Consider the following 15,293-nt stretch of genomic DNA (forward strand, 5'->3'; position numbering starts at 1 on the left):
CGTGCCACCGACGTATGGCCACATGAGACATGCCCTAGCATCGGCATAAATGCCTAAACCTTAGAGGCAAATCACTTCCACCCTTCTCCAGCCGCCCTATGCTTGGCCTTCGCAATTTTCCAGATCACTTCGAACTCTTCAGCCGGCATCATAACAGGTTCGAATATCGGGTTAGACGCAATCTCTTCAAACGGTGGCACCGGCACTAATCCAAGATCAGTATTGCCGGACTGCTCTTTGCCGTCAGCGAAATCCATCCGCCCATCGGCATACATTTCTACTTTTCTGACTTCCCATCGTTCAGCATCCAGTTCGCTAAAAAGTAAAATTGGATACTCAGGTGAATCATGTATCCATTTAACCTTGATATAGTTCATTTGCCCGGCACCCTACCGTTCCTGAGAATTCGTCGAGTCAGATCGAGAGGCTTCTCATTCGGTATCACATAGACTCCTGGACGTCCGTTGATTGCCCCCAAATCGGTAGCGTCGATCTCGATGTAGTGTGTGAAACGATGCCCTTGGTAAGGACTACGGAGAAAGGCGGCCGATAACTCCTCAGGAGTTCTGGTGCCTGGCACAATATCGGACACGTACTGGCCATTTCCGTATCGAACATCCTTCGTCCCAGCGTACCACAATGACGGATTCAGATAATTGCTTGTAGTAATTCCGTTCAAGCCCCGCTCATCAGTATAGTGGTATAAAACCTGGCGAGGAGGAAGCTCTTTTCCAGTCGAAATTACACTCGCTGCGTCTTGGTATGGTTTCGGAAGAATAGACGTATCGCTTGAGTCAAAAGCGTCGACGCTACGACCCCCATACGCCTGCTCCGGCTTCGTAGTCGCGACAAGTCCGCCCGCCGTCCGTGCGGTATCATCCGCCGCCACGCGACCACCCGTAAAGGCGCGGCCAGCTTGCGACGGTGCCCCCGGCGCGCCGCCCGGCGGATTGCCCCCGGGTCCAAGTGGCTGCACATTCGGCAGGGATGGCGTGCGCGTGGCGGTGCCAGAACCGCGCGTCGCCAGCAGCAGCGCCACCAGGCTGGCGGCGGCTACGCCCCCGACGCGCGCTGCCTTCTCCCAGCCGGTGACGGCGCGAATGCGCGCCGGGTCCGGCACTTCAAGCCAGTCCTCGGCTTTCGTAGCGAACCAGCGAGAGCCGAGGATCTGGTCTTCCGCGATGTACGGGTCATTCCTTCCGAGCAGGAAGTTGACCTGGTCGATCTGGTCGTTGATGCTGTCGGCTCGGTCATCGGCGGTCCCGCCGAGCGCGTTGTAGACGACCTCACTGAAACCGGCCGCCGCATTCGGCCACAGGCCGTCGCCCTGCGCAGGATCCAGTCCGCCTGGCACCCGTGCCGGCGTGACGCCGAAGCCGGCGACACGCTCGGTGGATTGCGGCCCCACCATAGGCTTGGGGACGGTCAGCGTCGTATAGTCGGCCGCTGGTTCCAGAGGGGTCAGCGGGGGCGGCGGCGGGTCGTACCGCCGCGTCGCCAGCACGGTCTGCGGCGGCGGCAGATGCACGCCGATCGAGGGGAGGAACCGGCCGGGCGGCGGCGGCTTCGGCAGCCGCGCCACCGCGTCGAGCAGCGAGGGCAGGAACTGGCCGAACGGAGTGGTCGAGCGCGGCGGGGCGGAGGGGACCGGGGCGGTCAGCCCGTCATAGTCCTCGCCGGGGTTATAGCCGCCGCTGAGCGGATCGCTGCGCGGGAAATAGAGTGGATCGTCGCCCCAGCCGCCCCAGTCGGGCGGCGGCGAATTCCTGAACTGCGCCATTGGCAATGTCCTTGGGAAACAAGGACCGGCGCACGCGCGCGCACTCCGCCGTCAGCGACCGGGGAGCGGAGCGTCGTCGCTGGTCGGGGGTGGTGCGGGAGCGGGGCTTCCTCCCCCTCTCCCGCTTGCGGGGGAGGGTGGCGCGCGAAGCGCGTCGGGAGGGGGAATGGACCGGGTGCAGGCGGCGAGGCCCCCTCCCCAACCCTCCCCCGCAAGCGGGAGAGGGAGAGGGGGCGCCGCTAGATCACGCCGTCATCCCGGACCCCTCGGGCTTGCCAAAGGCAAGACCCGTGGGGCCGGGATGACGAATGGTGGAAGTGAAAAGAAGAAGAAGAAGAAGAAGAGAAAAAACGCGTCGCTCTGCTTCATCATCCTTCGAGGCCGCCTGCGGCGGCACCTCAGGATGACGTCGTCTATTTTGAGTCAGGCTCTGAGGATGAGGTTGCGCCTGAGTGGCGTCTCGTCGGGCCGGCCGCTGGCAACGCCCGCGGCCGGGCAGCTCAATAGACCGGCGGGCCGGCGGCCGCCTCGGGAGCCATGCCGGGCGGCGCGTGGGGAGCCATTCCCGCCGGCATTCCGGAATCCATCGCCGCGGGAACGCCGGGCATCGCCCCGGCCGGCGCCCCCGGCATCAGCCCCATCAGCCCCGGCTGCGGTTCCATGGGCAGGTCCTGCATCGGTCCCATCGGCATCGAGTCCATGCCAATCGGACCGGCGCCGATGGGACCAGGGCCCGGCCCCATCGGTGCCACCTGCGGCGGGGTTGCCTGCATCGGCGCCACCGGCACGCCCATCAGCGCCAGCTCCGCCTGCACCCGCTGCGCCTCCGCGATGTTGCGCAGCGCCGCGCTCTGCTTGAACTGCGCCTCGGCCTGCTTCTCCGCCACCTCGGCCTGCGCCCCCGCCACCATCATCGGGTCCGGCGGCGCCGCGCTCGCTTCCTCCATCCCGCGCAGCAATTCCTGCTTGTTGCGCAGGTTCGGGGCGGCCTGGATCAGGGTCTTCAGCGGCAGGTCGTTGTTGGCGTCGAACTGCTTCAGCTGCACCAAGAGCGCGAACTGCTCGTCCATCAGGGCGATGCCGGTCGGGGCGTCGTCGAGGATGATGTCCACGTCGAGGGCCGCCACCGGCGGGCCGGGCATCACCATGCCGGTGCGCGGGTCCAGCTGCGGCGCGCCGTTCAGCCCGACAAAGCGCAAATTCTGCTCATTGTCGGTCACGCGGATCCACATCTGAGCGTTCCAATACTGCCGCACGCGGTTCCAGATCTTGCGATAGGCGCCCATGTCCATCTGGCGCAGCGCGTCGGTCAGCGTGCCCATCTGGATCACGCCGCCCTGCTGCTGGGCGAGGATGGCGCGCCCGCTTTCCACCGCGTCCTTCTTGCCCAGCATGGAGGCGTTGGGGCCCACGGTCTCGAAGGCGGCGCTGGCCTGCGCCAGCAACTGGAAATGGCCCTGCGCCTGGTCGCTGGTGGGGATGATGCCGAAGTCGCGGCCGAACTCGGCCTCGCCCTGCATCGTCACGTGGCCGTCGGGCCGGGCCAGCTGGCGCTTGTTCTCGGCGGCATTGGCGGCGAACTTCTGGTTGCCATAGGTCTGCCGCGCGGTGAAATGGTGCAGCGCCTTGGAGCGGCGCTTGTTCACCTCGTCCTGCAGATCCACCATGTCGCGGATCGGGCCGTAGCGGTTGTTGTCGCGGTCCACATAGGCGGCGCGCCAGCAGAACGGGTGCTCGCGCCGGCCATTCTCGTCCACCCAGGGCGAGGGCCCGCTCATCAGAATGCCGCCCTTGGTGAAATAGGCGTAATCCCACTCGCCGTCGTCGGCGATGTAATACATCTGCACCACGCGCACCCGGCGCCGCTGGCCCGCCCCGCTCACCCAGCTCTGGGCCTTCGGCTTGTCGTCGAAGGTGCCACCGACACTGCCGAGCGACACCGTCTCGTCGAACACCTCGGCCGCGCCCTCGCCGAATTCGCGGATCGCCGCATCGCGGTCCATCCAGATGACGAGGCCGAGATAGGCGGCATCCGCGAAATCATCCTCGGAGGAATACGGGTCCCAGAACATGCGGTCCCAGGCGCAGCGCCGGGCGATGATGGAGATGTCCGGCGTGCCGGGCATGAGGCCCATCCCCATCCCCATATCGCCCGTGCCGCCGCCCTCGCCCGCCCGCGGCTCGGCGGTGATCTCGAGCCCGCCCCAGCCGGCCTTGAGGATGTCGCCCCACACGCGCGAGCGCACTTCCTCATAGCGGGTGTCGTCATAGACATAATGCAGCGCGTCGGTAGCGGCGGTGGAATCCGCCTCGTGCAGCGGGGTGCGCGGCAGCGCGCGCGGCCGGGTGCGCTGGGTGCGCTCCAGGCCCTGCAGATAGTCGATCTTCTGCCGCGTGAGGTTCCAGGTGATCGCCGGCTGGCCGCGCTTCTTCAATTCGCGCACCTCCTCGTCGGTCCACTGCTTGCCGTCATAATAATCGATATGCGCCTGCGCCCCGCTGCGCGCGGCCTCGCTGCCATCCTCGGCATCGAGGAAACGGTCGATCAGCAGGCTGTGGTAGGCGGCGTCGTCGAGTTTGGAGTTTTTCATCACAGGATCTTCCAGTTCGCGGCCGCGCTCGCGGCGTCATCTTCGGGATCGCCGAACCAGTCGCGGGCGCGGCGGGGAGCCAGCGCGCCCGCATCGGCCACCCAGGGGCGGCTCATGCAGGCGTAGCGCGCCTCGTCGGCGATATGGTCCTCGGCGTCGGTGTCGATATCTTCCGGGCGCGCGGGATCGTGCGGCAGCACCGGCACGGTGCGGATGAAGTCGCGGCAATGGGCGGAGACGAACAGCATCGGCACCCCGCCCATCCCCTTCAGCCGCTGGCGCATCTCGTCCCAGCCGCCCATCGCGCCATGGCCGGAGACGCGCTTGTTGTCGGCGCGCATGAAATGCACGCCATGCTGGGCAAAGATCTCGGCGCGCGAGGGCCCGCCGTCGGCGGTGAAGATCGCCGGGTCGGCCACCGAATAGGCAAGGGCCTCGCCGCCATCGCGCTCGATGATGCCGCGCGCCACCTCCTCGGTGGTGAGCTTCAGCCCCTTGTTGGCGCCGCGCGCGCCATACCATTCGCGGTAGCGCAGCAGCGCGCCGCGCGGCAGCCGGATGCTGCCGGCCTTGTGGTCGTCGCCGACGATGGCCCACCAGCCGACCGAGAACGGGCGGGCCGAGCCCCAGTCGAACGAGCGGAACCGGGTCCAGCCCTTCGGTACCGCGAACGGCTCGACGATATGGGTGCGCGCATCCCAGCAATCGAAGAACGCGCCTTCGATCGCCGCCCAGTCGCCCTCCAGCCAGGCCCGCACCAGCGCGTCGGAGCCGACCAGTTGCAGCCGGTCGATATAATCCGGGTCGCTTTCGAGCAGCAGCTTGTTGTCGGTGATGCGCGAGGGGATAACGGCGGCGACGTGCCGCTTGCCGGAGCGCAGCGTGCGGCTCGCCAGTTGCGGCTTGCGCGGAAACGGCACCAGGCCGTAGCGCTCGGAAATCCAGTGCTGGCCCGGCCCGCCGGGGTTGGCCGTCAGCACCAGTTGCACCGGCACGCCGGCGGCGGAGCGCAGCGTGCCGAACAGCCGGTCGATCGGCGCCGGGTCGGGATATTGCCCGGCCTCCTCCACCCAGGCATCGGTGAGGTTGCGGCCCTGATATTGCTGGGCATCGTCGACACTGTCGAGATAAGCAAAGGAAACCCGGCCGCCATTGGGCATGCGCCAGCGCCGTTTGCTTTCATTATACTTGGCGCCGAGCGGCTCATAGATCTGCTTCGAGCGCTCGATGGCGTCTTCCGAGGCGATGGTGGTGCGGCGGAACATGATTGCGTTGAAGTCGGCGCCATAGCGGCGTTCCTTCAGCGCCCATTTGCCGAGCACGCCATCGGTCTTGCCGCCGCCGCGCGCACCGCCGAAGAACACCTCGGTGTGCGGGCAGTCGACCAGCGCCTTTTGCGGGCCCTCCTGCGGGCGCCAGACGATGGCGGGTTCCGGCGCGTTGGGGGTGGGTTCAGGCGTCGCCGACATGGCGTTTCGCCCATTGGTCCGGGGTGAGCGGCTGGTCCGAGATGTCATGGAGCGTGTGCTGGTTTTCCGAGCGCTCGGTGAACATGCCGAGCTCCTTGCCGAGCAGTTCCAGCGCCCGATTGGCGACGCTGCCGTCATATTTGGTGCGGGCGGAGGCCTCAGTGGCGGGGTCTTTCGGGTCGGCGAGCTGAAGCGCGCGCTCGACATTGTCGACCAGGCGCTCCAGCACCCATTGCCTTGTGGGTGCGGGGCGTGATGGAAGATCGGCGACAGACGCGCTCGCCTCCAGAGCAGCCGTCATCCCCGGGCTTGTCCCGGGGATCTCGGTCTCTGGTGCGCTACCGGGAATCGAGATCCCCGGCACAGGGCCGGGGATGACGGCGGGAAGGGTGTTCATCTCAGCCACCGTGTGCGCCATGCCCCCTCTCCCGCTTGCGGGGGAAGGTTGGGGTGGGGGCACCTGGTGCGCCCCGACCAGTTCCCTCACCCGCCCGGCAATATCCGCCCTGCCCGCCAGCCGCGCCGCGATGCCGCGTGCCTTGTATCCGGCGACGATCAGTGCCTCGTCTGGGGGAATGCCCGCGGCAAGCGCCTCGGCGAGGCGTTCATGGCGGCGGTTGGGAAGTGCTGGCATCGATCACTCGCTCGTCTCCGTCCCGCAGCCGTCATCCCGGCCGCAGAGCCGGGATCGCAAGAAGGTGTTGTGCGGAACTTTCACGCGATCCCGGCTCGGCCTGCGGCCATCCGGGATGACGATGGATGGAGGGAAGAAACAAAAAAGCGCCCGGACACGACATCCGGGCGCAACAATCCACGATCAAGATCATATGCAGCGGTGCTGACAGGTCAAAACGCCCTGTGGACAGCCCCCGCTCCATTGCCTGCGGCTCGTTCACGTGCCTTCGCCACCGCCTCCGGATCGATCTGCGCTGGAACTGCCGGCAGCGGCAAGCGTTGTCGCTACGTATAGCGATGCAGATCATCTGGAAGGGTGGAGTTTCAACTGGTTACGGCAGGCGCCCCGACCTCCGCTCCGGCGGCGCCGTCGATTTTCAACGGAGGCTGCACCATGTATTACGCACGCCGACAGGCCGATTATTGGCATGCCAAGCTGCCGGAGCCGATCCGCCCGCGTCGTGGCCGCCCGCTGACCACCTTGTCCGACGCCTCGGCCTATATCGATGGCAGCTTCCCGGTGAACCACCGCGGCGAGAGCGTCCACAGCGTCGCCGATGCGCTGCGCGCCGGGGCCGAGAGCGGCGACAAGGCGGATATCGAATTCGCCGCGACCATGCTGCGCCGGCTCCTCACTGAACGTGCCGCCTGACGCCTGCCGGGAGTCGCTTGGCGGGCTCCCATGCGAACGCCATGCAGGTTAATGTGCGTTTGCTGGGATCCGTCCGAAGGTGGCGAGATGCACACACACAGCCAAGCGCGCATCGTGTTTATCGCGCTGTCGTTTATTGCGCTGTTGCTCATCGCCCCCGGCGGCGCCGTCGCTGCGAACGGCGAGCCGGTGGCGACGCGGGCCTTCATCACCGAGCAATTCCTGAAATACGATCCGGACTGGCTGCGCAAGAAGGCGCCCATGGCCGCCGAGCTGGCCGGCCTGCAGCAGCGCCTCTACGAATTGCAGGCGCGCGGATTTCCGATGCAGTGCTCCGCGCAGATCGTCAACGAGACCGACTGGATCCTCGATTCCACCGCGGAATTCACCCGCGCGGAGAAGAACCTGTGGTTTCTGCGCCTGAGCCTCGGCGACACCAATCAGGGCTTCGCGCTCGAGCAGATGGCGACGGATGGCTCCTTTGGCCTGTGCTACGACGAGTGGTTCAAGAAGCTCGACGCCATGGTCGCTGCACTGAACCGGTTTTCGGAATCCAGCACGCCGCCGAAATACACGCATCTCGCCGTCCTCAGGCGGATCTCCACGCCCGAAATGCTGATCTCGTATCTCGACGGCCTGTTGATCTCCGATATCGCCAAGACTGGCGTCAATTTCCGCGACGAGCTGAACGCCACCGCCTCGATGGTGGCCGAAGTGCTCTACAAGGAGCGGCTCAGGAACTACGTCAGCGACTTCGTAGTCCACCGTCCGCTCACGGCCTATGCCGACGTCTTCAATGCATTCGTCGAGATGTGGCAGGATCCGGAAACCGGATACTGGGGCGCCTGGTTTCAATCGGACGGCCAGCTGCGCAAATCCCTCGATTTGAGCATCACCTATCACATCGTCGCCTATCGACACGGCGACGTGCGGTATTGGGACAAGATCTTCGATACCACCCTTGCCATCGCCGATCAGGAATACCCTTACGGTTGGCTGCAGAACGGCGTGCTGACCAACCATCACGCCTATGACGTGGCGCGCATCCTGAAGCTCGGCTGGAACCACGTCTCGGAAGAGCGGCGCCAGTTGGCCAAGCCGGCGCTGGAACGCCTGCTGGCATTCGGCCTGACCATCGGCCTCAACGCCGACGACAGCGTCACGCCGCAGGCCGGGCTCTCCGATGGCATCGACGATTCGTATTATTACGCGGCCTCGCTCCTGACCACGATCGGCTATTGCTCGACCGCGCGGCCATTCTGGACCGATACCAGCTGGCCGGAGGCCGGCGCGCGCTGCTGCGGTCTCGCCCGGCACATCGAGGAACAGCAGGCGCGCACCCCGACCATCGAAGCCGCGCTGGAGCGGATGCGCCGGGCGGTGCCGAGTTGCGCGCCGAAGGCATTGGCCCCGCAGGAGGAAACCATCGATAATCTCAAGCTCGATGATCGCGGCGGGCGCTAGCGGGTGAAATTCAATGACAGATGCCGAACCTGGGGAATTCGTGCTCGCCGGCGTCGCCATCAGGCGACTGGTTTCCGGCGATGAGACGCAAGGCGCATTCTGCCTGTTCGAAAACCGCAGCGGCGGGCAGACCAGGACGCCGATCCATGTCCATGCCGATGATGACGAGACGGTCTATGTCATCGAAGGACAGGTGACCGCGATCGTCGATGGCGAGGCGCGGACGCTGTCGCCGGGCGAGAGCATCTTCCTGAAGCGCGGCATCCCGCACCAGCTGATGAACCCCCGCGATGAGCCCGCGCGCTACCTGGTGATCGGCACGCCGAGCGTGTTCGAGCGCTTTCTCGCCGAAGCCGGCCGTGAACTCGCCAAGGGCGAGGCGGCGGGACCACCGACCGCCGCCGATATAGAGCGCCTCAAGGCCGCCGCGCCGCGGTTCGGCATCACGCTGCTGGGCGACTGGCCGGCAAGAGGATAGGCGGCGCTAAAGGCGACCTCATCCCGAGAGCCTGACTCATCCATTGAAGGAGCCACCTATCCACCCTCATCCCCGGACTTGATCCGGGGATCCAGACTTCGACCGGGTGCATGCGGCGGGGCTGGATCCCCGGATCAAGTCCGGGGATGAGGGCCAATTGGAGTTTTCGGTCAGGCTCTCAGGATGGCGTGGTTCCTTCAGATGAACGTCATCCTGAGGTGCGAGCGCAGCGAGCCTCGAAGGATGCCCACCCCCGAGCACCGCCCGCCCGAAACGAAAAGCGCCCGGATTCGACATCCGGGCGCTCGCCTTGCATCTCACACTGGCAAACCAGGTCGCCAGCTACGCCCCGATCACGGGCAGAACCAGTACGGCCCGATCAGAATGCAGCCGCGACGGCCCCAATTGTCCGGGCGATAGCCATAGCGCCGCCAGCCGGGAGGCCCACCATAATAGCGATGCCCCTGGTCATAGCGATAATTCGGCCGGCCGTAATATTTGTTGTTGTAATGTTTGTTCGGATAATACTTGTTGTTATAGTTTTTGTTGCCGTAGTTTTTGTTGCCGTAATTCTTGTTGTTATAGTTCTTGTTCGAGTAATTGTTGCCCTGATAGTATTTATGGCTACCACCGCCGCCACCATAACCACCGCCGCCACCATAACCACCGGAGCCATGGTCGCCGCCGTGCTTCACCTCGGTCAGCACCGACTCCGGCTGGCCGATCGCGGCCGCCTGCGACGGCCCCAGCGGCGTGGCCATGACCGCGGACGGGATAGCCAACAGGGCCATTACGGCCAGCGAAAGCAAGAATCTCATCGTCTGCCCCTCATGATTGAGCGCGCACAACCTAAGGGGTATACGAGTAGCACGCTTTGGGCGTGCCCCGATACGTCTTTTGAATTCAGTATTAATTGACCGGGCCCCGCCTTGCCTTTGGCCGGCAGGAGCCTAGCCGCGCTCGCTAGATGTCGTCTTCTTCGTCGTCCTCGTCGGACTTGCGCTCGATCATCGCGAACTCGTGCAGGCGAAAAGCCCGCTCCACGTCACTGTCGGCATGGGCGATGAGCGCATAGAAGGCGGCGCGGACCACGTCCTTTTTCGAAGCGTTGGGATGCTCCTTGCGCACCGCGCCCATGAGCTTCTTTCGCCCTATCCCGGGCTGAGCCAGCCGCATGACGGAATCGGCAATTTCCTCAATCTCGCGCTTCTGCATGTGAGGCTCCCATTTTACCGACATCAACGGGGAATTAAGCCTAAGCGTAAGAATGACTTACAACTGTCACATCGACAAGCTCATCTATACACACGCGTTGACTGTGGGATCCGTCGCCCGCAGCCCTCGCGAGGGGGCCTGGCACCGCCTGGCAATTCGGCAGATTGCCGGGCGGTGTTCCCCTCAACTCAGCATCTGGCCGCCATCCACCACGATGGTCTGCCCGGTCACCCAGCTCGACATGTCGCCGGCCAGGAACAGCGCCACGCTGGCTATTTCCTCCGGCCCGCCAAAGCGCCCCCAGGGGATCTTCCCGAGCGTGGCCCGATAGAGCTCGGGATTTGAGTGCTTGCGCTGGTCCCAGACCCCGCCGGGAAATTCGATGGAGCCGGGCGCAATCGCATTGACCCGGATGCGGCGTGCGGCCAAGGCGAGCGCCTGTCCCTTGGTGTAGTTGACGATCGCCGCCTTCACCGCGGCATAGGGCAGCGCACGCGCCACCGCCATCAGCCCGGAGATCGAGGCGATATTGACGATGCTGCCGCCGCCGGCCCGTTCCATGAACGGCACCGCCGCGCGGCTGGCGCGCACGGTCGCCAGCAGATCGATATTGATGCTGGCAAGCCAGCCCTCCTCGTCATCGCTCAGGCCGACGCCGGAGGCGTTGTTGACGAGAATGTCGATGCCGCCCAGTGCACCCGCCGCCGCCTCGATGAAGCGCGTCAATGCCGGTCCGTCGCCCACGTCGCAGGCCATGGCGAAGATCGTCCCGCCAAGCTCCCGCAGTTCCACCTCGGCGGACCGCAATGCGTCGCCGCCGCGCGCGCAGATCGCCACGTCGGCGCCGTTCCGGGCAAGGGCAAGCGCGATCGCGCGCCCGATGCCGCGGCTGCCGCCGGTGACGACGGCCTTCCTGCCTTTGAACGAGATATCCATGGCCACACCCGCAGGCTCGGCCCGGCACCACTATCGAATACCAAGATAAAATAGTTTCCTGAAAAAGTTGAATGACTTTTGCGACTAGAACATGCTCACGAATTCAGAGCACTCATCCATCGTTCGGATGTTGTCACTCAAACAAAAGCACTCTTCCCCACCGGGGCATGCGCGAGCACGTGCGCCACCCGGCCGGAGGGCTCGGGTGGCGCTTCTTGCCAGTTCGGCGTCGTGTCAGTTCGGCTTCTTGGAAGCCTGCTGCGGCGCCGGCTTTGCGGCTGTCGTGCGCATGCTCGAGAGCAGGCGGCCGGGCACGAGGCGCGCATGCTCCTCGCCGTCCCAGGTCACCCGGTCGCCATTGAGGCTGACCGTGTTGCAATCCCAGTCCTTGCTGGCGTCCTCGTCATCGGTCTCATAGGCGAAGCAGAGCTTGTTGGCGTCGATGCGCCACCAGCCGCGATAGGTCTCCTGCCGGCTGCGCCCGGCGATGATGCCGTTCGGCTGGAGATACTCTTCGTAATACTTGCCGTCCTCGACGCCGACGACGGTGTTGCCGATCACCCGGGCACGGATTTCCGTGGCGGTCAGCTCGGCATCGGAGGCGAACAGCGTAACCGTGAGCAGGAGCAAAATCCCGCACGGCAACGCCACATATTTGAGTGTGTTCATGGCATGTCCTCCAGGCGGTTTCATGTGCCGACCACATAGGGATAGGCGATGAAGGCGAGGTCGCCGAGCAGGGCGACCAGGATCGCCACCTCGACGGTCAGGCTGCTGCTGGCCTGCTTCGCCTCGATCATCCGCGAATTGATCAGCTCGTAATGCTCCACCGCGAAGTCGATCGGCTCGCCCAGCAGTTCGAGCCGGTCTTCGAGCTCCGCCTGGAGCGCGAGCTCGGCGAAAAGCCGCTTCGAGTTGCTCTGCAGCCCCGGATCGAGCTGTTCGAGCGACGCCTCCAGCCGCAGGGCCGCGCTCGCCATCTGGGTGACGTTGTCGGTCAGCCGGTTCACCTTGCCCTTGCGCAGCCACTGGTCACGCTGGCGCACGGTGTGGGTCAGCCGGGTGTCGCGGTCGATGCATGGCCAGAGGCTGGCCATTTTCGCCTCGAGCACGCGGGTGTCGCGCTCCACCACGGTGAAGCGGGCCACCGCATCCAGCGCTTCGTCGAGCTGCTCCGCCGCGGCATAGATGATGGCCCGGGTGTCGGTCCACACCACGCGCGCCGTCCTCAGGCCGGCACGCACCACGCGGCTCGACGCGGTGCTGGCGGCGGGGATATCGGCGATCCACGACGTCTCGAGATCGGGCGAGGCGCCGGGGGGCATCCACAGCACGGCCAGCGAGCGGCCGCCATCGTCGGTCACGGTTGCCGGCGGCGTCCGGATGTCGGCCGGCGTGTATCGGGCGAAGATGTTGCGCGGGTCGTGGATGGCGATGGTGCGCTCGTCCGCGACGGTCGGGTTCAACTTGAACTGTACGCGCCAGCTCTTGGCTTCGACATTGGGCAGATGAATGACATTGCTCTTTTGCATGGTCAGCCTCCCTAACCAAGTGGGTTTACTCAGGGAATTGATGCGTTATGCGAGCGCTCGCCGCACCGTTACTCGGCGGCGACGACGATGCCGGCGGGAACGCGCAGGTCCTCATAGAGGTGCTCCCGCACGATCCGCTCTGCCGCTTCGATGGCAGCGAGGTCCTGCTCGGCGCCCGCCCGCGCATCGAAGAAGCAATAGAGCAGGCTCTCCGGATCCTCGTACCACTCACCGGGCGCGGCGCCGGCTTCCACCGACTGCTTCCAGGCGACATCGAGCCGCTGCGGATCGGCCAGCGCGAAGCCGAAGCCGACCGCCAGCAGCTGGTCCGACCAGTCCCAGCGCGAGGCAAGCGTGCCCATGCCGGCGAGCAATTGCTTGCGCTCGATGAACTCGATCGGCAAATCGGTGGTGACGGATCCGAGCACTAGCCCGCGCCGCGTCACCCGCCGCACTTCCTTCAGCACGTCGCCGAGCTGGGCCCGCTCGAAGCGGCACAGCCCGGTGTCAAGCACGACATCGAAATAGCCGGCGGGCAGCTTGAGCTCGTCCAGCGTGCAGCAGAGATTGAACGCCTGGGCGTCCTTCGGCGTGTCGCTCCACACCGAGCGGTTCGGCTCGATGCCGATGGCGTCGAAGCCGAGCGCCCGCAGCGCGGTCACCACCCGCCCCCGGCCGGAGCCGATGTTCAGGATCCGCGCCCCGGGGCGCACGCCCCAGACCAGGTCCAGCATGCGGGCGAGGTAGCCCGCATCGAACACCGCGTTCTGCGCCTCGTCGCCGCCCACGAACCACTGGCAGATCGCGGGGATGCCGGTGGTCTCGGCGCGGTGGACGTGGCGCTTGGCGAGCATGTCGGCCAGCAGGATGTCGGTGGCGGCGTCCGCGGAATCCAGCACGCCGTTCAGCGTCGCGTCGAACATGTAGTCGCCGACCACGGCGAGGCCGGGCAGCTGGCTTGCCGCCGGGCGGTGATTGACAAAGGCGCTGCGCACCGGATAGCCGCCGGGAATGGCATTGACCGACGCCATCCAGCGATGGATGCGGCTGTCCACGATCAGGCGCTTGCCGATGGCAAGCTCCGGCGGCAGCGCATCGAGGCAGAGTTTCTCGATCGCCTCGTCGGACATGTTGGCGAGGCCGAGGGCCGCATTGCCGGCAATCAGGAAGCCGAGCGCGCCCCATTGGCCGATCTCGTTGCGCGCGCCCTCGTCATAGGCACAGCAGCCGTCGAAGGCGTCGAGCATCCACCACGCGCCGGGCAGCACCTCGCGCCAGAACGGGCGCTCGAACAGCAAGGTGGCGCGCAGATAATGGCCGGGCCGATCGAAGTAATTGATGTGGCGCGCCATCGCCTGCTGCAGATGCGGCGAGCGCCAGTCGATGATCGACAATGCGGTGAGCGGCAATGCGAGGATGACATAATCGGCGGCGATGGTCTGCGGCTCGCCATTGATGCACATGCCGAGCTGGTAGGTGCCGTCGAACAGCGGACGCACCGAGGTCAGCGCGGCATTGAAGCAGACGTCGGCGTCGAGTTCCTCGACCAGGCTGTCGACGATCTGCTCATTGCCGCCGACCACCGAGAACACGTCGATGTATCCGGTGGAATCCATCAGCGCGTTCTTCAGGAAGGTCAGGCCGTTGGTGAGGTGCGGTGGCGCCGCGACGTCGCTGTGCGCCATGACCCGGACATAGCGGCGCGCCATCTCGTCGGTCATCTCCTCGGCGATGACGTCTTCGCCCAGCATGCGCGCCCACGGATGGGTATTGTCGACGACGCGGGCGCTCGAATAATAGTCGCCCGGCTTCAGCATCTCTTCGCACTTGCGCCGGAAGGCGGTGACCTGCTGCTGCGTGACCTCGCCGAAGCTCTCGGTCAGATGCTCGCAATCTTCGATGATCTTGCCATCGAGGATGCAGGCGCCGCCGGAGATGTGCTTGATCTCCAGTTCCAGCTCGTTCTCGATGAGATTGCGCAACGGGTCGGGGCCGAGCGCCGAATAGTCGTAGATCTCGGCGACGCCGGCCTCATAGATCCCGGCGCCGGCGAACTCCCGGGTGACGATCTTGCCGCCCAGCCGCTCGCTGGCCTCGTAGATGGTGACCTTGCAGGCATTGCCCGCCTTGGACGCGAGGTGCCATGCGGTGAACAGCCCTCCCGGGCCGCCGCCGATGATCGCCACGTTATACTGAGGCGGCCTGTTTTCGGTCGACGAAAAATCAGAGACTACCGGTATATTCCTCATGTCTACCCCCCTGTAAAAGCAGAACAGATGACCGGTTTATCGGTAGAGGGCCGACCTACTCTTTACGCGACCAAACCGTCTGCACGGCGTGACAAAGCGGTGCTCGAGCCGAGTGGCGCGACCACGGCGACAGTGCAGCGCTCGCCAGAATGCGAGCGCCAGCGTAACCAGAGCACGAGTGCTCCGGCCAACCGACCTTACGTTAGGTAAAGTTCATGAATTCGTGGCAGGGACCGCGCCCGTCACCCATAG

14 protein-coding genes are annotated in these 15,293 nt (G+C 65.3%); 3 read left to right on the forward strand and 11 right to left on the reverse strand.

Features of this window, described 5'->3' with window-relative positions; all coding sequences use genetic code 11:
* Positions 1 to 71 precede the first annotated feature (71 nt).
* The 5 genes from G3545_RS08735 to G3545_RS08755 form a co-directional block, all read right to left on the reverse strand.
* A complete protein-coding gene (locus G3545_RS08735; RefSeq protein WP_170011683.1) occupies positions 72 to 377 on the reverse strand; it encodes a hypothetical protein in 306 nt (101 codons plus the stop codon).
* Positions 374 to 1,780: an HYD1 signature containing ADP-ribosyltransferase family protein gene (locus tag G3545_RS08740; RefSeq protein ID WP_206151408.1), complete on the reverse strand. Its 1,407-nt coding sequence runs from the start codon at positions 1,778 to 1,780 to the stop codon at positions 374 to 376. Before G3545_RS08740 ends, G3545_RS08735 begins: the two co-directional genes overlap by 4 nt.
* Positions 1,781 to 2,280: 500 nt before the next feature.
* Entirely contained in the window at positions 2,281 to 4,371 is a 2,091-nt protein-coding gene (locus G3545_RS08745; protein WP_170011685.1) for a hypothetical protein, read from the reverse strand.
* The gene (locus G3545_RS08750; protein WP_170011687.1) at positions 4,371 to 5,840 is read right to left on the reverse strand and encodes a phage terminase large subunit; all 1,470 of its coding nucleotides are present in this window, start codon (positions 5,838 to 5,840) and stop codon (positions 4,371 to 4,373) included. The genes G3545_RS08745 and G3545_RS08750 overlap by 1 nt, the downstream gene beginning before the upstream one ends.
* Positions 5,824 to 6,474 carry a hypothetical protein gene (locus G3545_RS08755; protein WP_170011689.1) on the reverse strand — a complete coding sequence of 217 codons (651 nt, stop codon included), beginning with the start codon at positions 6,472 to 6,474 and terminating at the stop codon, positions 5,824 to 5,826. The genes G3545_RS08750 and G3545_RS08755 overlap by 17 nt, the downstream gene beginning before the upstream one ends.
* Positions 6,475 to 6,909: 435 nt before the next feature.
* Between G3545_RS08755 and G3545_RS08760 the strand changes: the two genes are divergently transcribed.
* The 3 genes from G3545_RS08760 (at position 6,910) to G3545_RS08770 (ending at position 9,109) form a co-directional block, all read left to right on the forward strand.
* The gene (locus G3545_RS08760) at positions 6,910 to 7,167 is read left to right on the forward strand and encodes a hypothetical protein (protein ID WP_170011691.1); all 258 of its coding nucleotides are present in this window, start codon (positions 6,910 to 6,912) and stop codon (positions 7,165 to 7,167) included.
* Positions 7,168 to 7,254: 87 nt separating this feature from the next.
* Positions 7,255 to 8,631, forward strand: coding sequence for a hypothetical protein (locus tag G3545_RS08765; RefSeq protein WP_170011693.1), 1,377 nt, complete (start codon positions 7,255 to 7,257; stop codon positions 8,629 to 8,631).
* 13 nt (positions 8,632 to 8,644) lie between these two features.
* On the forward strand, positions 8,645 to 9,109 hold the full coding sequence (locus G3545_RS08770; protein ID WP_170011695.1) for a cupin domain-containing protein: 465 nt from the start codon (positions 8,645 to 8,647) through the stop codon (positions 9,107 to 9,109).
* A 353-nt stretch (positions 9,110 to 9,462) separates the two neighbouring features.
* Here G3545_RS08770 and G3545_RS08775 read toward each other — a convergent pair whose 3' ends face one another.
* From G3545_RS08775 to G3545_RS08800, 6 genes are all read right to left on the reverse strand, one after another.
* Entirely contained in the window at positions 9,463 to 9,927 is a 465-nt protein-coding gene (locus tag G3545_RS08775) for a hypothetical protein (protein WP_170011697.1), read from the reverse strand.
* A gap of 145 nt (positions 9,928 to 10,072) precedes the next feature.
* Entirely contained in the window at positions 10,073 to 10,324 is a 252-nt protein-coding gene (locus G3545_RS08780) for a hypothetical protein (RefSeq protein WP_170008851.1), read from the reverse strand.
* Between the two features lie 183 nt (positions 10,325 to 10,507).
* On the reverse strand, positions 10,508 to 11,260 hold the full coding sequence (locus G3545_RS08785) for an SDR family NAD(P)-dependent oxidoreductase (RefSeq protein WP_170011698.1): 753 nt from the start codon (positions 11,258 to 11,260) through the stop codon (positions 10,508 to 10,510).
* Between the two features lie 234 nt (positions 11,261 to 11,494).
* Entirely contained in the window at positions 11,495 to 11,929 is a 435-nt protein-coding gene (locus G3545_RS08790) for a hypothetical protein (protein WP_170011699.1), read from the reverse strand.
* A gap of 20 nt (positions 11,930 to 11,949) precedes the next feature.
* Positions 11,950 to 12,792 (reverse strand): hypothetical protein, encoded by an 843-nt coding sequence (locus G3545_RS08795; RefSeq protein WP_170011700.1) that lies wholly within the window; start codon positions 12,790 to 12,792, stop codon positions 11,950 to 11,952.
* Positions 12,793 to 12,860: 68 nt separating this feature from the next.
* On the reverse strand, positions 12,861 to 14,978 hold the full coding sequence (locus tag G3545_RS08800) for an FAD-dependent oxidoreductase (RefSeq protein ID WP_246702743.1): 2,118 nt from the start codon (positions 14,976 to 14,978) through the stop codon (positions 12,861 to 12,863).
* Positions 14,979 to 15,293: the final 315 nt, after the last annotated feature.

Source organism: Starkeya sp. ORNL1 (assembly GCF_012971745.1).
In the GTDB taxonomy this organism is placed as follows: Bacteria; Pseudomonadota; Alphaproteobacteria; order Rhizobiales; family Xanthobacteraceae; genus Ancylobacter.

Bases quoted from the DNA above. Each gene is read 5' to 3' on its own strand.
- G3545_RS08735 (WP_170011683.1), bottom strand. From the start codon at position 377: ATGAACTATATCAAGGTTAAATGGATACATGATTCACCTGAGTATCCA.
- G3545_RS08740 (WP_206151408.1), bottom strand. From the start codon at position 1,780: ATGGCGCAGTTCAGGAATTCGCCGCCGCCCGACTGGGGCGGCTGGGGC.
- G3545_RS08745 (WP_170011685.1), bottom strand. From the start codon at position 4,371: ATGAAAAACTCCAAACTCGACGACGCCGCCTACCACAGCCTGCTGATC.
- G3545_RS08750 (WP_170011687.1), bottom strand. From the start codon at position 5,840: ATGTCGGCGACGCCTGAACCCACCCCCAACGCGCCGGAACCCGCCATC.
- G3545_RS08755 (WP_170011689.1), bottom strand. From the start codon at position 6,474: ATGCCAGCACTTCCCAACCGCCGCCATGAACGCCTCGCCGAGGCGCTT.
- G3545_RS08760 (WP_170011691.1), top strand. From the start codon at position 6,910: ATGTATTACGCACGCCGACAGGCCGATTATTGGCATGCCAAGCTGCCG.
- G3545_RS08765 (WP_170011693.1), top strand. From the start codon at position 7,255: ATGCACACACACAGCCAAGCGCGCATCGTGTTTATCGCGCTGTCGTTT.
- G3545_RS08770 (WP_170011695.1), top strand. From the start codon at position 8,645: ATGACAGATGCCGAACCTGGGGAATTCGTGCTCGCCGGCGTCGCCATC.
- G3545_RS08775 (WP_170011697.1), bottom strand. From the start codon at position 9,927: ATGAGATTCTTGCTTTCGCTGGCCGTAATGGCCCTGTTGGCTATCCCG.
- G3545_RS08780 (WP_170008851.1), bottom strand. From the start codon at position 10,324: ATGCAGAAGCGCGAGATTGAGGAAATTGCCGATTCCGTCATGCGGCTG.
- G3545_RS08785 (WP_170011698.1), bottom strand. From the start codon at position 11,260: ATGGATATCTCGTTCAAAGGCAGGAAGGCCGTCGTCACCGGCGGCAGC.
- G3545_RS08790 (WP_170011699.1), bottom strand. From the start codon at position 11,929: ATGAACACACTCAAATATGTGGCGTTGCCGTGCGGGATTTTGCTCCTG.
- G3545_RS08795 (WP_170011700.1), bottom strand. From the start codon at position 12,792: ATGCAAAAGAGCAATGTCATTCATCTGCCCAATGTCGAAGCCAAGAGC.